Here is a 21,655-nt window from a genome sequence, read left to right on the forward strand (position 1 = left end):
AGCGTTGTTACCCGACACTGGAAACCAAACCTGACACGTGTCAAAAAATTCGAAGAGGAGTTCGGGCATGAGCACACCGATAATCGACGACGCCGCCCGGGTGTTCACCGACCCCAGCGCCTATGCCGACGAACCTCGGTTGCACGCGGCTTTGACGCATCTGCGCGCCCACGCACCGGTATCCCTGGTCGACCGGCGGCCCTACCGCCCGTTCTGGGCGATCACCCGGCACGCCGACATCATGGACATCGAACGCGACAACCTGTTGTGGATCAACGAGCCGCGACCGGTGCTGGCCACCGCCGAAGCCGACGATCTGCAACGCTCACTGCTGGAGTCCGGGATGGGCCTGCGGACCCTGATCCACATGGACGACCCGCAACACCACAAGATGCGCACCATCGTCTCGGATTGGTTCCGCCCCAAGGCGATGCGTGCGCTGAAGACCCGCGTCGACGAGCTCGCCCACCGCTACGTCGAGCGGATGGCACAGGTCGGCCCCGAGTGCGACTTCGTCCAGGAGATAGCGGTCAACTACCCGCTGTACGTCATCATGTCGCTGCTGGGCCTGCCCGAATCGGACTTTCCGCGCATGCTGCGGCTGACCCAGGAACTGTTCGGCGGCGACGACGACGAATACCGGCGCGGTTTCACCCCCGAAGAGCAACTGCCGGTGCTCCTGGACTTCTTCGGTTATTTCGCGGAATTGACCGCGGCACGGCGTGCACAGCCGACCGCCGACCTGGCTTCCACGGTGGCCAACGCGACCATCGACGGCGCGCCGCTGTCGGATGTGGACACCGCCTCCTACTACGTCATCATCGCCACCGCCGGTCACGACACCACCAGCGCCGCCATCGCCGGCGGCATGCGTGCCCTGGCCGAACATCCCGACCAGCGCGAGCGGCTCCGCGCCGACATGAGCCTGATGCCGACCGCCGTCGAAGAGATCATCCGCTGGGTGACTCCGGTCAAGGAGTTCATGCGTACCGCCACCGCCGACACCGAGGTGCGCGGCGTGCCGATCGCCAAGGGGGAATCCGTTTATCTGTCCTACGTCTCGGCGAACCACGACGAGGACGTCTTCGACGATCCCTTCACCTTCGACGTGGGACGCGACCCGAACAAGCACCTGTCGTTCGGGTACGGGGTGCACTTCTGTGTGGCCTCCGCCCTGGCGCGCATGGAGATCAACAGCTTCTTCAGCGCGTTGTTGCCCCGGTTGGAGGCGATCGAGCTGGCCGGTGAGCCGCAACTGATGTCGACGACGTTCGTCGGCGGCCTCAAGCACCTGCCGATCCGCTATCGATTGCGCGCCTGATCGAGCAACAGGGTGGTGGCCCGGTGCGCCAGCATCGCGATACTCGCGTGCGGACCACGGCTGGTGATGGGCAACGCGGAGCCGTCGATGACCCAGAGTCCGTCGACGCCCCGTACCCGACACTGCGCGTCGACCACCGCCGCAGGATCATCGTCGCCGCCGATCGGCGCACTGTGGCACAGATGCTGGGATGTCGACCAGTGCGGCTGCGCACCAATGTCTTTCACCGCCAGAAGCTCTTCCACCAGGCTTACTCCGTTGCGCAGCGCCGCCAGGTCCTGCGGTTCGGTGTCGTAGCGGTGCTCGATGCGCGGCGGCACCCGTGGATCGGCGGACCGCAGGGTGATGCGGCCGCGAGACCGCGGCCGCATCAACGCCACCCCGATCTGCGGCGGGTCCGGTTCCCCGGATCGCGCGATCATCGCAGCGAATCCGTTGGTGTAGGGCCTGATCTCCAGGTTCGCGTGGTGCAGCACCGCCTCGAGCACCGGGCGCCCGGCGGTGCCCGGCCAGCCCGCACTCACCAGCCACTCCGGGTGATCGGCGCAGTGCGCGCCGACCGGAAGCACCGCCTGCACTGCGATACCGGCGTCGCGCAGCATCGCCTCGTCACCGATACCCGAGAGCATCAACAAATGCGCCGAACCGATAGCTCCGGCAGACAACACGATTCGGTCCGCGGCGAATCTGACCGGCCCTCGCCCCGTCGCCGCTTCCACCGCCACGGCCCGACCTCCCACCACGTCGATCCGCAGCGCGCGGGTCTGCGTATGCACCTGCAGGTTGGGGCGAGGCAGCGCCGGCAGTAGGTAGGCGGCGCCGGGTCCGGTGCGTCTGCCCTCGACGATGTTCAGCGGGACGGCACCGACACCGGAGACCGCGGTCATGGTCGAATCGTTGAGATCCGGGATCCACCGCAATCCCGCACGCTGCACCGCATCGACGAATCGTGCTGTGCCATAACATAATTCAATGCTGCGATGTACCGGGATCGGCCCGGAATCGCCGTGCTGGGGGCCGGTGAAGTCAAGGTCGGTCTCCACCGCGCGGAACGACTCCAGTAGCTGCGGCCAAGACCAGCCCGCGGGCAGGCCGGCGAAGTCGGCCGGCAGCCCGCGGCAGAAGTATCCGCCGTTAACCGCACCGGAACCGCCGAGGGTCTCCCCGCGCACGATGGTGGCCGTATTGCCGGCCTGTGTGGTCAGTTCCGTGCGGTAGGTCCGCACCAGCGCACTGTCCGCCCCGATGGGCAGTGCCGTGGCGTCGGCGGTCTGCGCCGCAGACACCGGGTCGGCGAGCCCCGGGCCGGACTCGATCAGTGTCACCGTACACGCGGGGTCTGCCGAGAGCATCTCCGCAACAATGGATCCCGCACTGCCTGCCCCCACCACCAGGACATCGCTGTGCTCCAACCGAGGCGTCAAGGCACCCTAACTGCGGATCTGCGGTCTGAGGGCGGCAAGGTTGCGTTCGCGCAGTACGCCGCCCCACAGGCCGGCGCCGTAGGCCAGGTCGTCGACCCGCTTGAGCAGTAGGTAGGCCGGCAGCCCCAGCGGCTGGGCATCGTCTTCACACCGCGCGTGCCGCAGCCAGTCCACCACCCCGTCGACGACGGCGGCCACCAGCAAGACGTGCCGGCACCGCTGCGAGACGCATGCGGCCAGCAGTGCGACGGGCCAGTAGTGCCGGCACAGCGCCGAGGCGATCTGCAGTCCCGCGGCGGCCAGTGCCCGCAACGTCACCGCCACCACGTCTGCGGGTGCTGTGTCGGGGCCGCGCATCGACCTCGCGACGCGCCGTCCGGTGAACGCCGCCAGCAGCAGCGACACCAGGTAGCCCAGCGCCGACCCGAGCGCCATGAGCGCCCAGCCCGCCAGCGCCCAACCGGAGATCACCATCGGCGCGGTCTTGCCGGGGTGGCGAGCCGACAGCGGAGCTGCCGATCCACCGTAAAACGCTTTGCGCGCAACCCAATTCCGTAGATCGATACGGTGATCGTGGGCGACCTGCGCGATCGGTTCGTAGCGGAGTCGACTGCCCGCGTCCACCAGTCGCCAACACAGGTCGACATCCTCGCCGGACTGCAGCGCCTCGTCGAAGCCGTCCAACTCGCGCAGCGTGGAGCAGCGACAGATGATCGCCGCGCTCGGAACGTAGGCGACTTTGCCGTAGGGCACCACCGGCGCCTCACATCCGCCCAGGTCCAGCGAGGAACGGATGGCCTCATAGCGGGCAACCAGGTTTCCCTCGTCGGACATGCCGACGATACGCGGTGCCACCAGTGCCACCGCCGGGTCGCAGAAGTGCCCGAGCAGCGCTTCCAGCCAGCCCCGGCGCGGCACCACGTCGGAGTCCAGGAACGCCACGAAATCCGTCTTGCAGGCGTTCAGTCCGGTGTTGCGGGCCGCCGCGGGCCCGCGGCTGGACTCGTGCCGCAGCACCTCGACCTCACAGCAGTGCGCCGCGGTGAGATCCTCGTGCCGCACCGGTACCGCGGATCCGTCGTCCACCACCACGACCCGCAGGCCCCGCAGCGACGCGATCAACCGCTGCAGCCCGATGATGTTGTCCCGCACTGGAATAACTACCGTGACATCGCGGTGCGACGGCCCACCGGCGGGACGGGGGTGGGCAACCGTGGCGTCCAGCAGGGTGCGGGCCAGTTGCGCACTGACCGCGTCGCGCACCTCCAGGCGACCGTCGGAGAGCATCTCCCGCGCCGCCGGAGCCAGTCGGAGCAGCCGGGTCGGCGAACCGCCCAGCAGGGTGGACCCCCGCCCCAGTACCCGTACCTTCCGGTCGACCTGCACCGCGAACCCGTCGGGCAACCGCGCCGCGGTCATCGCAGCATGCCGTTCGTCCCGACCGTCCAGTTCTCGATCGCAGCGATACCGCAGGCCACCATCTCGGCGAAGAGTCGCCGGCCGTCGTCGGCGGTGGCGGTGGTCGGGTCGCCCAGCACCCCGACCGCGCTCACCGCGGCCACCCCGCCGCTGCGCATTGCGGGCAACAGATCGGACAGCGGGGCACTGTTACCTGCCAGCGCACGGTCGAACCTCACTTCATCGGGTGAAAGATGCAGCAGCAGAGACGTTTCGGTGTGGCCGGCATGGGCGTCGGCGCCCGGGACCGCGCAGGGCAGCCACGCCACGTCGCGCTCTTCGGAACGCAGCCGGACCACCGCGTCGACCAGCGCCGGGACGTTGCCTCCGTGTCCGTTGACGAAGACCACCCGCGACGCCCAGCAACAGGCCGAGCGGCCGTACTCCAGCACCAGGTGGGTCAGGGCCTCGGTCCCGATCGAGATGGTTCCAGCAAAGCTCTGATGCTCACCGCTGGCCCCGTAGGCGATGGCCGGGGCCACCGGCCAGTCCGACCCGGTCCCGGCTGTCGCCAGCTGCGCGGCGAGGGCCCGGGACAGTGCCTGCGCAATCCGGGTGTCGGTGTCCAGCGGCAGGTGCGGACCGTGTTGTTCGGTGGACCCGACGGGCACCAGGATCGTCACCGGCTGGCCCGGTAATCGGCGTTCGAGCAGGGCGTGGAGGTCGTTCGACGTCGAACCCCCGAGCTCACCCCGCACCGCCATCGCACGATGGTAAGCGAATTCACCTGTCGTACACCAGTTGTTGACGATTACCGTCGACGAAATTTTTTCGGCATGCGGGTCCCCATTGTCACTGCTGATCACGCCCGTCTCGCCCGTCCCGGCAGTACCAGACGCGATCCGCGATTCCGCAGGTGGACGCCCGAGTAGCGGCCTACCCCACCTCGGCCGCGGGCACCCCGAGTGTTCGGGTGAAGCCGGCCGGAATGAGGATGTCCGCCGGCGACAGGTCGTGTACCGAGGACCGGCCCAGACCCATCAGTGCGGAGTCGATGCCACCCCGCAGGATGTCCAGGACGTTCTCCACGCCGGGCTGCCCGGCGGCCGCGAGCCCCCAGAGGTAGGCGCGGCCGATCATCACCGCGCGGGCGCCGAGCGCCACGGCTTTGACGACGTCGCTGCCACGCCGGATGCCACCGTCCAGCAAAACCTCGATCTGGTCGCCGACCGCACCGGCGATGGCCGGCAGCGCGCGGATCGCCGCGGGCGTGCCGTCCAGGTTGTTGCCGCCGTGGTTGGAGACCGAGATGGCCGAAACACCGGCGTCCACAGCGCGTTTCGCGTCGTCGACCCGCATCACGCCCTTGAGCATGAACGGCCCGCCCCACAGCTCCCGCAGCCAGGCGATGTCTTCCCAGGTGGGCGGCGGAGTGCCCATCCACTCCCCGTAGGCCTGGAAGAACGGCGGCCCGGCGTCGCCGCGACCGGCCTGGTTGGGCACGCGAAGGGTCGGCGGCCGCATGGTCTTGGCCCACCGCAGCAGCCAGCCGGGCCGGGCCAGCGCCTCCGGCATCATCTTGACCATGGTCTTGATGTCCATCTTCTCCGGGATGGTGGGGCTACCCCAGTCCCTCCCGTGCGAGAAGCTCCAGTCGGTGGTGGCGATCATGCCCACCGCGCCGGCGGCCCGGGCACGCTCCACCCGCTCGGCGATGGCGTCACGCCCGCCCAGCCAGTAGATCTGGAAGAACGTCTTCGGGTTGGCGGCGATCACCTCTTCCATCGGCTTGCTGGCGAACGACGACAGCCCCATCGCGGTGCCGCGGGCTGCAGCCGCCCGCGCGACCGCCACTTCACCGTCCGGGTCGACCGCCTGCACGCCGGTCGGCGAGATCATCACCGGCATCGAGATGTCTTGCCCCATAACGGTCGTCGCCATCTCGCGATTGGCGGGCGCACCCACCACGTGGGGCGCGAAGCCGAGCTCGCTGAAGGCCGCCACGTTGTCGCTGACCGTCAGGCCCTTCTCACTGGCCGAGATCAGCGACGAGTACGCCGACTTCGGCAGTCGCTTCTTGGCCCGCTCCTGGGCGATAGCGACGGTTTCGAACCAGACATCACGAGCCATGATCAGATGGGACTTTCGTTGCAGAGGCGGGCCGGCGGACGCTTGGACAGCGTCAACGGCACCGGGGTGACGATCGGCTTTCCGCGGGAGTGGTCCGCGGCGGGACGGGGCTTGCTGCGGTCGCCGGCCAGCGCGGGCGCACCGTAGCCCTGGACGCACTCCGGGTCGGGACCATCGAGCGGCAGGCCGGTGAAGAACTTCGCCGCCATGCAGCCACCCCGGCAGCTGTCATAATGTTCGCAGCCCCCGCAGGCACCGGCGGACTGCGGCTCACGCAGTTCGACGAAGAGCGGGGCGTTCTTCCACACGTTGTCGAATCCGCCGTCGGCCAGCACGTTTCCGGCCAGGAATCGGTCGTGGATCGCGAACGGGCAGGCGTAGACGTCGCCGATGGGGTCGATGAGGCACACCACCCGGCCGGCCCCGCACATGTTCAGCCCGGCGAGCGCCCCGGGCGCACCCAGACCGGACAGGTGGAAGAACGAGTCGCCGGTCAGGACGCGCTCGCCGTTGGCGACCAGCCAGTTGTAGAGCTGTACCTGCTGCTCGGCGGTCGGGTGCAGGTCGTCCCACACGTCGGCGCCGCGCCCCGACGGCCGCAGTCGGGTGATCCGCAGCGTGGCACCGTATCTGGCGGCCAGCGCCGCGAAGTCATCGAGCTGGTCGATGTTGTGACGGGTGGCGACCACCGAGATCTTGGCGTCGGAGAAGCCGGCGGCGGCCAGGTTCTCCAACGCGCGGATGGCCATGTCGAACGAGCCGGGCCCGCGGATCGGGTCGTTGACCTCGGCCGTCGCGCCGTCCAGGGAGATCTGCACGTCGACGTAGTCGCTGGCCGCAAGCTTGGCCGCCACCTCGGGGGTGATCCGCAGCCCGTTGGTGGAGAACTTCACTCCGACGTGGTGTTCGGTGGCGTAGTCCACCAGTTCCCAGAAGTCGGAGCGCACAGTGGGTTCCCCGCCACCGATGTTGACGTAGAACACCTGCATGCGTTCCAGCTCGTCGATGATGTCCTTGCACTGCTGCGTCGACAGTTCGCGCGGGTCACGTTTGCCGGACGAGGACAGGCAGTGCACGCACGCCAGGTTGCACGCGTAGGTCAGCTCCCACGTCAAACAGATCGGCGCGTCGAGCCCGTGCTCGAATTGTTCGATCAGCCGGGGCACCGGTGCCACGGATGTCATTGGCCCTCCCTGGGCATCAGCATCTTCGATTCGGCCAGCACGCCGAGGGCGTGCAGGTACGGCCCCTGATCGGCGTCGTCGACTCCGGCTGCACGGCAGGCGGATCGGACGTCGTCGAAGTCACCCAAAGACCGCACCACCTCGACGATGGTGCGGTTCTTCAGGAACGACAGTTTGCGGGTGCCGAAGTGGTACAACAGCGCACCGAACGGCTCCGGGCGGAGCGCTACCTGCGGGTGCAACTCCCAGCCGCGGTCGGGGTCGAACACAGCGGACTCCGACTCCACGGCGACCTCCGACACGGTCAGTAGACGCCGCACATGCCGTCGATGGACACCTCTTCGACCAGGGTCTCGGTGGCGATCTCGGCGGCGGTCTCGTTCTGCTGGTTCTGGTCCATGACGCGGGCCTTTCTCACGTTCGGGTTCGACAACGAGCTGTCGTGTCGGTCACAATCTCGGACAGAATATGGCATCGAGTGCCGTAAAGAAAGTGGGGTCATCGGAATGGGCGGTACGCCGGATCCGCATCCGCGCGCCGGCCGGCGTCGTTCCACCACCCCACAGCAGATCACCGACGTGGCAATCGACCTGTTCACCGCACGGGGGTTCGGCGAGGTCAGCGTCGACGACGTCGCACAGGCCGCCGGGATCGGGCGCCGCACGCTGTTCCGCTACTACGCGTCGAAGAACGCCATCCCCTGGGGCGATTTCGACGCGCATCTGCAGCAGTTGCGAAACCTGCTGGACGGCATCTCCCCCGATGCCCCGCTCGGCGATGCGCTTCGCGCCGCGCTGTTGGCGTTCAACACCTTCGACGAGGGCGAGACCGCCCGGCATCGTCGGCGGATGCGGGTGATCCTGCAGACCGACGAACTGCAGGCGTATTCGATGACGATGTACGCCGGCTGGCGCAGCGTCATCGCCGAGTACGTGGCGCGCCGGTCGGGGGTGGGCCCGGCCGACCTGCGACCGCAGACGGTGGCGTGGATGATGCTGGGCGTGGCGCTCAGCGCCTACGAACGCTGGTTGACCGACGAATCACTGGTGTTGCCCCAGGTGCTGGGCGAGGCCTTCGACGCCATCCGCGGCGGCCTGGACTAGCCCGTGAGTGCCCGGTAGGCGGCCACCACCGGCTCCAGCTCGTCCGGTGTGGCGCCGTGCATGATCACCGCGTCGGCGCCGTAATCGAACTCGGCGCGGATCCGCTCGGCACAGCGCGGCGCCGGGCCGGTGGCCGCCGGTTCCAGCCATTCGTCGGGCAGCAACGTCGCGATGTGCTCGATCTGCTCGGCGGTGGCCTTGTGGTCGATGCCGCCCGCGATGGAGGTGACCACCGGGTCTTCCCGGAAGCGTTGCAGCACAGCCGGATCCCAGTCGTTGGTGCGCACCAGCAGATCCCCGTAGCCCTGTAGGTAGGTGGCCAGCCGCGCGACGGTCTTCTTCAGCCGCAGCTCTTCGGGCAGGTGATCGCCGACGGTGGCGAAACACGACCAGACCCGCACGCTCGCCGGGTCACGGCCGGCGCGCTCGGCGGCGTCCTTGACCGTTTTCACACTGCGCGCCAGGGTCTCCGGGGTGAAGTAGGTGTGCAGGATGACGTCGTCGAACAGCGTCCCGCCCAGCTCCAGGGTTTTAGGCCCGAACGCCACCAGCGCCAGGCGGATGTCTTCACGGAATTCCGGGTCCAGGAACAGCACCTGGTAACGCCCGATCGGGCCGTCGTGGTTGAAGATCACTTCGCCGTTCCAGAGGCGGCGCATCACCTGGGCGAAGTCCGCCATCTGTGCGGTGGTGACGCTCGGGATCCCGAACGCGGCATACATCGCGGCGACCCCCCGGCCGATACCCAGGGTGAAACGCCCGCCGGAGAGCCGGTGCATGGTGGTCGCCCAGGATGCGGTGATCAACGGGTGTCGGGTGTTGTGATTGGTTGCCGCGGTGGCGATCTGCATCCGGTTGGTGACCGCGCATGCCGCCCCGACCAGCGAGGACGCCTCCTTGACGTTCCAGCGCTCGGAGATGAACGCGGTGCCGAACCCCAGTTCCTCGCCGCGGCGGGCCTCGTCCATCAGCGACGCCGGTCCCTCGCCGCCGGCACCGGCCAGCAGGTAGTAGCCCAGTTCGTCGAGTACCCGTTCGGTCATGCCCAGACCCCTTGCTTGTAGCCGCAATTCCATACTTCGGTGATCTTGCCTTCTATCACGCGGAATATCTCCATGCTGGCGATGGTCAGTTCGGTGCCGTCGGTCAGGGTCATCGGCGACTGGTAGACGATCGCGACATGTTCGCCGTCGTCGCCGGCCACCACCAGGTTGAGGTCGAAGCGCAGGGTGTCGAACAGCTTCCAGTGGTCGATCACCCGTGCGACGGCCTCGTCGTGGGTGAGGGTGTGCGCGTCGCCGACCTCGTGGCGGATCACCGTGTCGCCGATCAGCTCCTCTGCGAGGGCGAAGTCGCGTTCGTTCCACACCACGAGGTTGTACAACTCGACCACCTCGCGGGCGGTGCGGGTGCGTGCACTCATCCGAAGGCCTCCACCGCGTCGACGTCGTCGATCGTCGCGACCGCCCGGTCGATCAATGTCAGGCACAGGTCGCGGGAGCGTTGCGGCAGCGTGTCCCAGCCGATCAACGCCAGTACGGGTAACAGCAGCAGGTAGCCGACGGACAGTCGGTAGTGGCGCCATGCTTCGTCGAAGCCGTAGTCGGTGACGCCGTGTGCGGCCAGCTGCGCCAGATAGTCGCCGACCAGTTCCTCGTCGTGGCCGCGGCGCACGGGCGTGGGCAGTCCTTGGCTGACCAGGTAGCCGATGTCGGCGATACCGGCTCCGCGCGAGGCGAACTGGAAGTCGACGACCTTGAGCTCGTCACCGAGGAAGAACATGTTGTCGGCGCGGATGTCGCCGTGGATCAGCATCCGGCGTTCGCTCAGCGCCGCCAGCGCCTGCGGGGCGAGTTCGCTGTAACGCTCGGCGAAGCGCGCCACCCCCGCCGGGACCGCGGCCGTGGACTTGTCGCGATACATCTGCCATCCGATCCCGAAGGCCGCCACCAGCACGTCGCGAACCACCGGCGTATCGAGGCTGGGGAAGGCCTCGAGCGTGCCGGGGTCGGCGCCGGTGACCGACCAGGCGTGCAGGCCGGCCAGTGCGCCGATCGCCAGCCGGGCCTGCGGCATCGTCAGCCCGGCCAGATGGTCGGCGTTGTGCCAGTGCGCCAGGTCTTCGAGCACCAGCACGAAGTCTGCGTCGGCTGTCACGGCGGCGTAGACCTGCGGCGTGGCCAGCGGCGCGCGGCCGGCGACCGTTTGGTAAAAGGCCGTTTCGCGCCGGTAGCCGCTCAACATTTCCATGGCGCCCCGCGCCTCGGACTCGGCGGGCAGTTTGACGATCGCCGTGGGCGGCAGGCCCGCGCTGCCGGTGATGCGCAGTCGGTACAGCAAGGAGGAGAAGCCGGAGTCCTCGGCGATCCGCTCGGCGCCGACGCCGGTGACGACCGCGGTATCGGCGACGGTGCCGCTTGCGCGCAGTGCACTCGTCAGCCACTGCGGTGTCACCCCGGTTATCCCGGCGGGAATCCCCACCGAATCGACCGTCATCGTCTGCCTCCGATCGACTCCACGAGGAATCGTTCCGTCTGCATCTGCACCTGCCTCGAGAAGATGTGTCCCACATGGCCGCCGTCGTGCCAGTAGAGTCGGCCGCCCCAGCGCTGCTGCAGTGCCTCCGCGGTCTGCGGATAGGCCATCCGGTCGTGACGTGCCGCCACGATCAGCCGGCGTTCGGGCGGCGGCGCCGGCACGGCGGCCAGCAGGTCGACCACCGACATCAGCGCCGCGGCGGTGGGCGATCGCAGGGCTTCGCCGACGGTCTCACCCGCGGCGCCCCAGCGCCACAGGTGGTCCCCCACCATCGAGTTGAGCCCGGCGATCGGGGTATAGACCGCCACCGCATCGACGCTGCGCTCCAGGTGCGACACCAGGGCGGCCACCGGACTGCCCAGTGAGATGCCCGCCACCGCAAGTGAAGTGGCCTGCGGAGTCAACCACCGGACCACCGCCCGCACTTCGGAGACGGCCCGCATCATGCCGGCGACGTTGGCGAGCGGGTCGTGGCCCGGGTAGGCCGGCCAGGCATGGCGACGGACCCCGTGGCCGGGCTGGATCGGCAGCGCCACGTTGAAGCCCAGCCGGTGCAGTCGCTGCACCCGCGCCACCAGCAGATCCGATCCGCCGCCCTGCCCGGCCCCGTGCACCCACACCAGCCAGGGCCGCGGGATGTCGTCGTGGTGGCGATACAGGTGAACGGCTGCCTGCGCCGGCCCGCCGAGCCGTTCGGCCTGCAACGACGGCGGCAACTTCGGGTCGTGTTCGAAGGTCACTCGTTGGTAGCGCAGCCGGCCGAACCGATGCCATCGGATCGACTTCTCCTGCAACGGATCCGGCTCACCGTGCGCGCCGTCGATACCCAGTGCGGCCAGTTCCTCGGCGGCCGCCGCACAGTCGCTGAGCGGCCGGGCCAGGACGGGCACCGGAGCCAGCAGTGTCATGGCGGTCAGCGTGAATTCGTCGGCGACGACCTCGCCGAGTTGCCGTACCCCGCGTGGCGACATCGCCGACCATTCCGCAGCCGACCGCAGCGCCTCCAGCGATCGGGGCAGTATCCCGCCCAGCCCGCGGATGATCTGGCGCCCTCGTTGCGTCGTCATGCGCGACTACCCGAGCCGGAATCCGGTGTAGCCGGCCGCGGCGATCTCATCGCAGCGGCGTCGGTATTCGGGGATGCCACCGGTGTAGCCCATGTACATCCGCTTCTTGCCGGGCACGTTCCCGCCGTTGTACCAGGAATTGCAGGTCGGGTGCAGCAGCACGGTCGGCGCCACCAGCGCGGTGGTGTGCTCGATCCAGTCGGCTTGCGCGGTGGGCAGCGCCTCGATGGTCCGCACTCCCCGCTTCCGCAGGTCGGCGATGCAGTCGCCGATCCACTCCACGTGTTGTTCGAGGGCGGCGACGAAATTGGTGGCCGCACTGGGGCTGCCGGGCCCCTGAACGGTGAACAGGTTGGGGAACCCGGCCACCTGCAGGCCCAGGTAGGACACCGGTCCCTGGTCGGCCCAGGTCTGCCGCAGCGACACCCCGTCCCGGCCGCGGACGTCGATCCGCGACAGCGCCCCGGTCATGGCGTCGAATCCGGTGGCGTAGACGATCACGTCGAGGTCGTAGGTGCGGCCGGAGGTTTCGATCCCGGTCGGTGTCACCGCCCGGATCGGCTCCCGGCGAAGGTCGACCAGGGTGACGTTGTCGCGGTTGAACGTTTCGTAGTAGCCCTGGTCGATGATCGGCCGCTTGCACGCGAAGGGATGGGTGGGCACCAATGCGGCCGCCGTCTCCGGGTCGCGCACGATCGCGGCGATGGCTTCGCCGTAAAGCCGGGTGGCCATCTGGTTGGCCTCGATGTCGAAGAACAGGTCGCCCCAATTGAGTGCCCCGAGCACGCCGTGTTCGGCGATGGCGCGCAGTTGGTCTTCGCGGGTCGCCGACTTTATCGGCGGGCTGCCGAGCATGTCGATGAGCACCGAGAACGCCGAGAGCCGTGCGGCACCCACCGGGTGCTCGCGTTGCGCGGCGCGGATGGCGGCGTAGTCGGCCTTGAGTTCGTCGAGTTCGCCGGGCGCGAACGGGCGCACCTGCCACGGCAGGGTGTAGGCCGCCGAACGCTGAAAGACATACAGCTGTGCGGCTTCTCGGGCGACGACGGGGATCAGTTGGACACCGGTGGATCCGGTGCCGATCACCCCGACCCGTAGGCCGGTCAGATCGTGGCCCTCTTCGGGCCACCGGCTGGTGTACAGCGAGACACCGGCGAAGTCGTCGATACCGGCGATGTCGGGTTGCAGCGGCACCGACAGGATGCCGGAGGCGGCGACCACGTAGGACGCGACATAGCGCTCCCCCGCCGCGGTCTGCACCGACCAGGTGGCGGCCTGCTCGTCGAAGGTCATCGCGGTGACCTCGGTGTCGAAGACGATGCCGCGACGCAGGTCGAGCCGCTCGGCCACGAATCGCAGGTAGGCCAGGATCTCGGGCTGGGCCGGCATCGTCTCGGTCCAGCACCACTCCTGCTGGATCTCCTCGGAGAAGCTGTAGGAGTATTCGATGCTTTCGATGTCGCAGCGTGCGCCCGGATACCGGTTAGCCAGCCAGGTTCCGCCGACGTCGCCGGCGGCCTCCACCACGCGAACGGAAAGACCGCGCTCACGCAGGTAGTGCAATGCGTACAGGCCCGAGAACCCGGCGCCGACGATCACCGCGTCGAGGGTCTCGGTCATCGTGCGGCCACCTTCCAAACCTGACGGGTATTCGTATCGATGGGGTTACGGTACGCTATTCAGTAACGCACCGTGGGAGGAAACGCGATGAAAGTTCCGTTCACCTGGAAGGTCACCGGCTGGTTCATGATCGGCTGGTCACCGGAGTTCGCCGCGGGCCGGACACACGCCCTGCACTACTTCGGCGAAGACCTGGTCGCCTACCGGGACGGCTCCGGCGAGCTCCACGTGATGGAGGCGCACTGCAAGCACATGGGTGCCCACCTGGGCCACGGCGGCACGGTCGTCGAGGACCGCGTCGAGTGCCCGTTCCACGGCTGGCAGTGGGGCCCCGACGGCTGCAACAAGTTCATCCCCTACCAGCCGGACCGGCCGAACAAGGCCCTGAAGCTGCGGGTGTACCCGGTGCGCGAACAGCACGGCTGCGTGTTCATCTGGCATCACCCCGACGGAGCGGAACCGACCTGGGAGATGCCCGACATCTTCGGCAAGTTCCCCCAGTTCACCACCGGGCCGCAGGACTACTACCGGGCCTATCCGGAATTCTCCCGACGGCTGCAGGACGAACCCGTGCACCCGCAGATCGTCGCCGAGAACGCCGCGGACAGTGCACATTTCCAGTACGTGCACCGCGCGACGGTGACGCCGCAGTTGCTCGAATGGGAGATGGCCGACACCGAATGGCACTTCGTCGCCGGCTTTCCCGACGCGCGCGCCGACGACCCCCATCAGATGGCGCTGCGGTTCCACTCCCACCTGTTCGGGCTGGGCGGGGCGATCAGCATCTTCGAGGGCGTGCAGCAGCACCGGCTGATCTTCACCTGCACCCCGGTCGATGACGGCCGCTCGGATCTGTTCTATTCGATCTGGTGGCCGCGACTGCCCGGCGACGAGTCCGAGGCCCCGCCGGAAGACATCCGGAACCGGGTGGAGCAGCAGTTCCTGTCCACCGTCGAAGACGATCTGGGCATCTGGCGTTATCAGCGCTATATCGAGAGGCCGGCGCTGTCGAAGGTCGACGCGAAACCGTTTATGACACTGCGGAAATGGGCGACCCAGTTCTACGATGTGGCGCCGGCCGACACCGCGCTGTCATGAGGGTGCCGCTCGCCGAGTTGGTCGCTGCACAGCACACCGCGATCATCACCCAGGAACTGCAGGGCGCGGTGGTCGGCCCGACCGCCGGCCTGGCGGTGCTGGCCGACGAAGCGCGCCGAGAGGCGCTGCCGAATATCGGCCGACTGTTGCCGGCGGCCCGGGCGGCGGGTGTGCACGTGGTGCACTGCCTGGTGCAGCGGCGCCCGGACGGGTTGGGGTCCAACCACAACGCCCGACTGTTCGCCGCCGGTGCCGGCGCGGTCAGCATCGCGCCGGGCAGTCCCGGCGCCACCCTGCTGCCGGAGTTCGGGCCGGAACCGTCCGACCTGGTCTTGAGCCGCTATCACGGGCTCGGCCCAATGGGCGGCACCGACCTGGATGCGATCCTGCGCAACCTGGGAGTGTCGACCATTGTCGCGGTGGGGGTCTCGCTGAACGTGGCGATCCCGAACCTGGTCATGGATGCGGTCAACGCCGCATACCGGGTGGTGATACCCCGTGACGCGGTGGCCGGCGTGCCCGCCGAGTACGGTGCTGCCATCATCGACAACACGCTGTCGCTGCTGGCGACGATCACCACCACCGAGGAGTTGATGCACACGTGGCGCCCCTGACCCAGTTCACCGTGCCCGAGGTCACCGCAGCGGTGGCAGCGGCGATTCCCGACCGCGACCTGATCATCCAGGGCGACCGCCGCCTCAGTTACGCCCAGGTCGTGGAGCGGTCGAATCGGCTGGCGTCGTACCTGCACTCGCGGGGCTTGGGCTGTCACACCCCGCGGTCGGATTTGGCGCAGCACGAGACGGGCCAGGATCTGCTGGGCATCTACGCCTACAACGGCAACGAGTTCATTGAGACCCTGCTGGGCAGTTTCGCCGCCCGGGTGGCGCCGTTCAACGTCAACTACCGCTATGTGCGCAACGAATTGGCTTACCTGCTGGCCGATTCCGGCGCCACCGCGCTGGTGTATCACGCCGCGTTCGCCCCGACTCTGGCCGAGGTGCTGCCCGAGCTGCCGCAGCTGAAGGTGCTCATCCAGATCGCCGACGACTCCGGTAACGCGCTGCTGGACGGGGCGGTCGACTACGAGGAAGCGCTCGCGGAAAGCTCCCCGCAGCCGCCGCCGGTGCAGCCGGACCCCGACGACCTGTATGTGCTCTACACCGGAGGCACCACCGGGATGCCCAAGGGCGTGCTGTGGCGTCAGCACGACATCTTCATGGGGTCGTTCGGCGGCCGCAACCTGATGACCGCGCAGGAGGTCAGCTGCATCGACGACATCGTCGGGCCGGCCACCGAGAATCCGGGAGTCAAGCTGATGATCCTGCCGCCGCTGATCCACGGCGCCGCGCAGTGGGCGGTGATGACCGCGCTCAACACCGGCCAGACTCTGGTCTTCCCTTCGGTGGTCGACCATTTCGACGCCGACGACGTGGTGCGCGCGATCGAGCGCGAGAAGGTGCTGTCGGTGACCGTGGTCGGTGACGCGATGGCCCGGCCGCTGCTGGACGCGATCCGCAAGGGCGACGCCGACGTGTCGTCGCTGATGGTGGTGGCCAACGGCGGCGCCCTGCTGACGCCGTACGTCAAGCAGCAGATCGTGGAGACCCTGCCCGGGGCCATGGTGATCGACGGGGTCGGTTCCTCGGAGACCGGCGCGCAGATGCGGCACATGTCGACCTCCGGGGCGGTCTCGACGGGCACCTTCGCCGGCGGCCCGGACACCTGTGTGGTGGCCGAAGACCTCGGCTGCGTCCTCGAGCCCGGGCACGACGGATTGGGTTGGCTCGGCCAGCGCGGTTATGTCCCCCTGGGTTACAAGGGCGATGCCGCCAAGACCGCGGCGACGTTCCCGGTGATCGACGGCGTGCGGTGCGCGGTGCCCGGCGACCGGGCCCGGCACCTGGACGACGGGTCGATCGAGTTGCTCGGCCGGGATTCGGTGACGATCAACTCCGGCGGGGAGAAGATCTTCGCCGAAGAGGTCGAGTCCGCTCTCGCCTCACATCCGGCGGTGGTCGACGTGGTGGTCGCCGGTCGGCCCAGTGAACGCTGGGGCCAGGAGGTGGTCGCGGTGGTGGCGCTGAGCGACGGCGCCACTGCCACCGCCGCCGAACTGATCGAGCACGCGAGCGGGTCGCTGGCCCGCTACAAGCTGCCGAAGGCGGTGGTGTTCCGCCCCGTGATCGTGCGCAGCCCGGCCGGCAAGGCCGACTACCGGTGGGCTCGCGAGCAGGCCGAGCAGGGTTAGCCCCGCTTCAGCCGCCGCTGCGCCTTGTTGCGCGCTCGGCGCAGCATGGTGTCGGCGTAGCGCTGCATCCCGGGTTTGAACGGCGGTGCGGCACTGCCGGTCAGGCTGAACGGCAGATCGGTACCGACCACGGTCCGGTAGTGGCTGAACGCGTCGAAGCCGGCTTTGCCGTGGTAGGCGCCCATCCCGCTGCGGCCCACCCCGCCGAACGGCGCGCCGGAGGGCACCATCTGCGCGGCGAAGTCGTTACGGGCCACACCGCCGCTCCTGGTGCGCCGCACGAACTCTCGGAAGTCCTTGCCGCCCGGGCCGAACCAGTAGGCGACCAGCGGGGCGGGCCGCGCATTGATGGTCTCGATGGCGTCGTCGAGACCGCGGTAGCCCTGCACCATCAGCACCGGACCGAAGATCTCCTCGTCGGCGATGGCCATGCTCGCATCGACGTCACGCACGATAGTGGGTGCGATCTTGCGAGATGCCCGGTCCGGCAACGCTTCGCCGGCGGGCGCGACGGCCTCGACGGTGGCGCCGCGGGATCGCGCATCGTCGATCAGGCCCAGCACCCGATCGAAGTTGGCCTCGTTCACCGATGAGCAGTAGTCGCCGTTGTTCACGATCGTCGGGAACATCTCCCGCAGCGTCGCCCGGGCCACGTCGACGAAGGCGTCGACCTCGCGTTCGGGGACCAGCACGTAGTCCGGGCAGACGCAGACCTGGCCGCCGTTGACCATCCGGGCCGAGGCAATGCGCCGGGCCGAGCGCGTGATATCTGCGTCGGGTGCCACCACCACCGGGTTCTTGCCGCCCAGTTCCAGGGTCACCGGGACCAGGTTGTCGGCGGCGGCGCGTTGCACCAACTTCCCCACCGCGGGTGACCCGGTGAAGAAGATGTGGTCGAACGGCAAGCGGGAAAAGGCGGCCGCCACGTCCGCGCCGCCGGTGACGACGGCCAGTTCATCTTCGGCGAAGTACTTCGGGGCCAGTTGTTGCATCAGTTCGCCGGTGCGCGCGGTGATCTCGGACATCTTGATCATCACCCGGTTGCCGGCGGCGAAGGCCGCCGCGGCGGGCACCACGACCAGTTGCAGCGGGAAGTTCCACGGTCCGATGATGCCCACCACACCGAGCGGGCTGGGCTGCACTTCGGCGCGCAGCCCGACCAGCCGGGCCGCGCGCAGCAGCTTGCCGGAACGCATCCATTTCTTGAGGTTCGATCGGGTGTGCTCGATCACCGGGATCATGCCGACCATCTCGGTGGCCAGCGACGCCGCCCGGGACCGGGTGCCGAAATCCTGCTCCATCGCCTCGGTGAAGGCGTCGATGTTGTCGAGCACCATCGCCACCAGTCGGTCGATGCGATGGCGCCGGACGGCGACGCCCGGCGGCCCGTCGGCGACGAACGCCTTGCGTTGCCGCTCCAGCAGATTCGCCAGATCGGTGGTCACGATAGGTCCAGCGGCCCGTTTTCGGCCACGGTCCGCAGCTGCCCCAGATCCACGCCGCGGTCGGCGGCGGCCTCGATACAGGCCGCGACGTCCTTGCGCATGAAGGGCGCCACCACTTTCCCGAAGCTCGCCACCCCGCCGGCGGACTGCACGTAGCCGGCTGCCTTACTACCGCCACTGCACTGTCCCAGCGCCTCGAACAGACTGGCTTCGGGGACGTCGAGGTTCTTGGCCAGTTCGACCGCGGCGGCCACCAGTTGGGCGTTGGCGGCGAACAGCACGTTGTTGATCAGTTTGAGGTTGAGTGCGGTGCCCAACTCCCCGGTGGTGATGATCGGGTCGGCGTAGGCCCCCAGTACGGCTTTCGCGCGGGCCACCGCGTCGTCGGGCCCGCCGAGTAGCACCGTCAGCTTCCCGGCGGCGATGTCGTGGGCGCCGCCGCTGACCGGCGCGTCGACCAGCAGCGGGCCGTCCGGGTATTCCGCCAGCAGGGTGGTCAGCGTGCTCACCGTCCCGGTGGTGTGCGAGACCACGACGGTGCCGGGCCTGACGTTGGCCAGCAGTCCGTCGGCGCCCCGGGCGATTTCGAGCAGTTGGGCGTCGGAGAACAGGCAGCTGATCACCACGCCGGCATCGCGGGCAACCGCCGCGACCGAATCCACCGGGACCGCGCCCGCGGCGGCGAGCCGCTCGCGTACCTCGGGCCGCCGGGCGTAGACCTGCACCCGGTACCCGGCGTCGGCCAGGCGCAGAACCATCGGCTCGCCCATCTGGCCGGCTCCGACGAACCCGACGACCGGGCTTGTTGTGGTCATTCTCGGCTCCTCATGGCAGCTTTCAGCTTTCCCGTAGCGCCAACCGTAGCATTGTCCGTAGCCGCCGAATTCGTTACAGTCACGCTTACTGTCGCCTATTCGGGTACGCCGGAAGACTGGTTGAGCAATGAACAACTCGCCGCGCAGAGTCGTGGTCGTGGGCGCCGGATCGGGAATCGGCGCGGCAGCCGCCGCACATTTCCACCGGGCCGGTGATTTCGTGTTGGCCGTCGACGTAGGCCCGCACGAGACACCGGCGTCCCAGCACGCCTGCTGCGATCTGCGCGATGCCACGGCGATCACCGCGTTCGCCGCCGGCCTCGAGTCCGATTGGGATGTGCTGGCTCACGTCGCCGGCGTGCCCGGGACCGCACCGGCGGCCGATGTGCTCACGATCAATTACCTGGGGATGCGCCTGATGACCGAGGCGATGTTGCCCCGACTGCGGCGCAGCGGGGCGGTGGTCGCCGTGGCGTCGACGGCCGCGCTCGGTTGGGAGCAGCGCGTCGAGACGCTCAACGGCCTGCTGGAGGCGACCGATGCCGAGTCGGTGCTGGACTGGCAGGCCGGCCAGGATCCGGCGTTCCCGGTCTACACCACCTCCAAGCAGGCGATGATCCTCTACGCCAAGCGGCGCGCGGCGACCGCGCAGAACGAGTTCGGCGTGCGGATCAACACGGTGAGTCCGGGGCCGGTGGAGACACCGATCCTGCCCGACTTCGAGACTTCGATGGGCAAGGAGATGCTCGACACCGTGCGCGCCACCGTCGGCCGGCACGCGCGCGTCGACGACATCGTGCCGGTGATCGACTTCCTGGCCTCGCCGGCCGCCGGATGGATCACCGGCCAGGACGTTCAAGTCGACGGCGGATTCATCACCTCGATCACCACCGGCACCCCCATCACCGCGTAGGGCCACGAGAGGAAAACCATGACCCTGGATTCAGCAGCCACCACACCGGCCTCACCGCGTGCCTACCACCGGCTGGATATCTCCGATACCACGTTCTGGGGCAAGGACTTCCGCACCCGCGACGAGACATTCACGACGCTGCGCGGCGAACCGGGCCTGACCTGGCACCGGCCGATCGACGCCGTGTTCCCCCACCAGGAGACCGGCTACTGGGCGGCGACCCGGCACGCCGACGTCAAGTTCGTCAGCCAGCACGAAGAGCTGTTCTGCTCCAGTGAGGGCGTCAGCGTCGACCCGATGCCGGCGGAGATCCAGCGCAACATGACGTTCTTCCTGGCGATGGACCCGCCCGAGCACACCCGGTATCGCAAGCTCATCAGCTCCGGGTTCACCCCGCGGCAGGTCCGCCGCATCGAGGAGCAGATCAAGGCCAACTCCCGCGACATCGTCGACAAACTCCTGGACCAGCTGCGCAGCGGTGAGCAGATCGACTTCGTCGCAGCCTGTTCGGGCCAGCTGCCGATGCGCACCGTCTCCGACATGATCGGGATCGACCCCGCCGATCAGGCGAAGGTCGCCTACGCCGCCGAGTGCCTGTTCAGCGGCAGCGACGACGAGTACGCCTCGCTGGAGGAGCGGGCCGTGCACGTGATGACCCAACTCGGCGTGCTGGCCGGCTCCGGGGTCGAGTTGGCACAGCGCCGCCGCGCTGAGCCGCACGAGGACCTGATGACCGAGTTGGTCAACGCCGAGGTCGACGGGCACCGGCTGACCGACGAAGAACTCGGTTCCTTCATGGTGCTGCTGGGTTCGGCGGGCAACGACACCACTAAGCAGACCACCACCCACGCGTTCAAGGCCCTGATCGAGCATCCCGAGCAGCGCGCCTGGCTGCTCGACGACTACGACAACCGAATCGGCGGTGCGGTAGAGGAATTCGTCCGCTGGTCGACGCCGGTACTGGCCTTCGCGCGGCACGCGGTCACCGACACCGAGGTGGCCGGTACCGAGATCAAGGCCGGCGAGAAGATCGCGCTGTTCTACTGCTCGGCCAACCGCGACGAGGCGGTGTTCGACCGGCCCCATGAGTTCGACATCACCCGCGGCGCCAACCCGCACCTGGGATTCGGCGGCGGCGGCGCGCATTACTGCCTGGGCACCCATGTCGCCCGGATGCAGTTGCGGCATCTGTTCTACGAGCTGCTCACCCGGTTGCCGGACGTGCAGATCGGCGAGCCGGAGTACCTGCAGAGCACCTTTGTGCACGGCATCAAGCGGATGCCGATCAGTCTGGCCTGACGCTGGCGCTACGCTTGCTTAATCAGTTACTGTAATCCTTACAGTAATT

Annotated in this window: 21 protein-coding genes; 7 read left to right on the forward strand and 14 right to left on the reverse strand. The window is 68.4% G+C overall.

Annotation, left to right across the window (positions count from 1 at the left end):
* Window positions 1-67 precede the first annotated feature (67 nt).
* Entirely contained in the window at window positions 68-1,321 is a 1,254-nt protein-coding gene (locus tag RCP38_RS15455; protein ID WP_308473803.1) for a cytochrome P450, read from the forward strand.
* Here the strand turns inward: RCP38_RS15455 and mftG are convergent.
* From mftG to mftA, 7 genes are all read right to left on the reverse strand, one after another.
* On the reverse strand, window positions 1,303-2,745 hold the full coding sequence (gene mftG, locus RCP38_RS15460; RefSeq protein ID WP_308473804.1) for a mycofactocin dehydrogenase MftG: 1,443 nt from the start codon (window positions 2,743-2,745) through the stop codon (window positions 1,303-1,305). The two genes, RCP38_RS15455 and mftG, sit on opposite strands and share 19 nt — an antisense overlap.
* Before the next feature lie 6 nt (window positions 2,746-2,751).
* Window positions 2,752-4,164 carry a mycofactocin biosynthesis glycosyltransferase MftF gene (gene mftF / locus RCP38_RS15465; protein WP_308473805.1) on the reverse strand — a complete coding sequence of 471 codons (1,413 nt, stop codon included), beginning with the start codon at window positions 4,162-4,164 and terminating at the stop codon, window positions 2,752-2,754.
* Entirely contained in the window at window positions 4,161-4,907 is a 747-nt protein-coding gene (gene mftE, locus RCP38_RS15470; protein WP_308473806.1) for a mycofactocin biosynthesis peptidyl-dipeptidase MftE, read from the reverse strand. Before mftE ends, mftF begins: the two co-directional genes overlap by 4 nt.
* 172 nt (window positions 4,908-5,079) lie before the next feature.
* Window positions 5,080-6,273 (reverse strand): pre-mycofactocin synthase MftD, encoded by a 1,194-nt coding sequence (gene mftD, locus RCP38_RS15475; protein WP_308473807.1) that lies wholly within the window; start codon window positions 6,271-6,273, stop codon window positions 5,080-5,082.
* Between the two features lie 2 nt (window positions 6,274-6,275).
* Window positions 6,276-7,457: a mycofactocin radical SAM maturase gene (gene mftC / locus RCP38_RS15480; protein ID WP_308473808.1), complete on the reverse strand. Its 1,182-nt coding sequence runs from the start codon at window positions 7,455-7,457 to the stop codon at window positions 6,276-6,278.
* Window positions 7,454-7,759, reverse strand: coding sequence for a mycofactocin biosynthesis chaperone MftB (gene mftB, locus RCP38_RS15485; RefSeq protein WP_373692374.1), 306 nt, complete (start codon window positions 7,757-7,759; stop codon window positions 7,454-7,456). Before mftB ends, mftC begins: the two co-directional genes overlap by 4 nt.
* A 2-nt stretch (window positions 7,760-7,761) precedes the next feature.
* Window positions 7,762-7,857 (reverse strand): mycofactocin precursor MftA, encoded by a 96-nt coding sequence (gene mftA, locus RCP38_RS15490; protein WP_308473810.1) that lies wholly within the window; start codon window positions 7,855-7,857, stop codon window positions 7,762-7,764.
* A gap of 106 nt (window positions 7,858-7,963) precedes the next feature.
* Here mftA and mftR point away from each other — a divergent pair, with 106 nt between their 5' ends.
* The gene (mftR, locus tag RCP38_RS15495) at window positions 7,964-8,560 is read left to right on the forward strand and encodes a mycofactocin system transcriptional regulator (protein ID WP_308473811.1); all 597 of its coding nucleotides are present in this window, start codon (window positions 7,964-7,966) and stop codon (window positions 8,558-8,560) included.
* Here the strand turns inward: mftR and RCP38_RS15500 are convergent.
* Genes RCP38_RS15500 through RCP38_RS15520 form a run of 5 tightly spaced genes read right to left on the reverse strand, consistent with a single transcriptional unit; the run spans window position 8,557 to window position 13,785 of the window.
* Window positions 8,557-9,636 (reverse strand): TIGR03857 family LLM class F420-dependent oxidoreductase, encoded by a 1,080-nt coding sequence (locus RCP38_RS15500; RefSeq protein ID WP_308473812.1) that lies wholly within the window; start codon window positions 9,634-9,636, stop codon window positions 8,557-8,559. The two genes, mftR and RCP38_RS15500, sit on opposite strands and share 4 nt — an antisense overlap.
* The gene (locus tag RCP38_RS15505) at window positions 9,600-9,983 is read right to left on the reverse strand and encodes a nuclear transport factor 2 family protein (RefSeq protein ID WP_308473813.1); all 384 of its coding nucleotides are present in this window, start codon (window positions 9,981-9,983) and stop codon (window positions 9,600-9,602) included. Before RCP38_RS15505 ends, RCP38_RS15500 begins: the two co-directional genes overlap by 37 nt.
* On the reverse strand, window positions 9,980-11,056 hold the full coding sequence (locus RCP38_RS15510) for a phosphotransferase (protein WP_308473814.1): 1,077 nt from the start codon (window positions 11,054-11,056) through the stop codon (window positions 9,980-9,982). The genes RCP38_RS15505 and RCP38_RS15510 overlap by 4 nt, the downstream gene beginning before the upstream one ends.
* The gene (locus RCP38_RS15515; RefSeq protein WP_308473815.1) at window positions 11,053-12,165 is read right to left on the reverse strand and encodes an alpha/beta hydrolase family protein; all 1,113 of its coding nucleotides are present in this window, start codon (window positions 12,163-12,165) and stop codon (window positions 11,053-11,055) included. The genes RCP38_RS15510 and RCP38_RS15515 overlap by 4 nt, the downstream gene beginning before the upstream one ends.
* Window positions 12,166-12,171: 6 nt before the next feature.
* Window positions 12,172-13,785, reverse strand: coding sequence for a flavin-containing monooxygenase (locus RCP38_RS15520; protein ID WP_308473816.1), 1,614 nt, complete (start codon window positions 13,783-13,785; stop codon window positions 12,172-12,174).
* Window positions 13,786-13,872: 87 nt separating this feature from the next.
* Between RCP38_RS15520 and RCP38_RS15525 the strand changes: the two genes are divergently transcribed.
* Genes RCP38_RS15525 through RCP38_RS15535 form a run of 3 tightly spaced genes read left to right on the forward strand, consistent with a single transcriptional unit; the run spans window position 13,873 to window position 17,134 of the window.
* On the forward strand, window positions 13,873-14,883 hold the full coding sequence (locus RCP38_RS15525; protein ID WP_308473817.1) for an aromatic ring-hydroxylating oxygenase subunit alpha: 1,011 nt from the start codon (window positions 13,873-13,875) through the stop codon (window positions 14,881-14,883).
* Entirely contained in the window at window positions 14,880-15,497 is a 618-nt protein-coding gene (locus RCP38_RS15530; RefSeq protein WP_308473818.1) for a cysteine hydrolase family protein, read from the forward strand. The genes RCP38_RS15525 and RCP38_RS15530 overlap by 4 nt, the downstream gene beginning before the upstream one ends.
* Window positions 15,485-17,134, forward strand: coding sequence for an acyl-CoA synthetase (locus RCP38_RS15535; RefSeq protein ID WP_308473819.1), 1,650 nt, complete (start codon window positions 15,485-15,487; stop codon window positions 17,132-17,134). The genes RCP38_RS15530 and RCP38_RS15535 overlap by 13 nt, the downstream gene beginning before the upstream one ends.
* Here RCP38_RS15535 and RCP38_RS15540 read toward each other — a convergent pair.
* The gene (locus tag RCP38_RS15540; protein WP_308477339.1) at window positions 17,131-18,558 is read right to left on the reverse strand and encodes an aldehyde dehydrogenase family protein; all 1,428 of its coding nucleotides are present in this window, start codon (window positions 18,556-18,558) and stop codon (window positions 17,131-17,133) included. The two genes, RCP38_RS15535 and RCP38_RS15540, sit on opposite strands and share 4 nt — an antisense overlap.
* 17 nt (window positions 18,559-18,575) lie before the next feature.
* On the reverse strand, window positions 18,576-19,394 hold the full coding sequence (locus RCP38_RS15545) for an NAD(P)-dependent oxidoreductase (RefSeq protein WP_308473820.1): 819 nt from the start codon (window positions 19,392-19,394) through the stop codon (window positions 18,576-18,578).
* 127 nt (window positions 19,395-19,521) lie between these two features.
* Between RCP38_RS15545 and RCP38_RS15550 the strand changes: the two genes are divergently transcribed.
* Together RCP38_RS15550 and RCP38_RS15555 are read left to right on the forward strand one after the other, a co-directional pair.
* Entirely contained in the window at window positions 19,522-20,307 is a 786-nt protein-coding gene (locus RCP38_RS15550) for an SDR family oxidoreductase (RefSeq protein ID WP_308473821.1), read from the forward strand.
* Between the two features lie 18 nt (window positions 20,308-20,325).
* On the forward strand, window positions 20,326-21,606 hold the full coding sequence (locus RCP38_RS15555; RefSeq protein ID WP_308473822.1) for a cytochrome P450: 1,281 nt from the start codon (window positions 20,326-20,328) through the stop codon (window positions 21,604-21,606).
* Window positions 21,607-21,655: the final 49 nt, after the last annotated feature.

The sequence above is a fragment of the Mycolicibacter sp. MU0083 genome (assembly GCF_963378075.1).
Lineage (GTDB): Bacteria > Actinomycetota > Actinomycetes > Mycobacteriales > Mycobacteriaceae > Mycobacterium > Mycobacterium kokjensenii.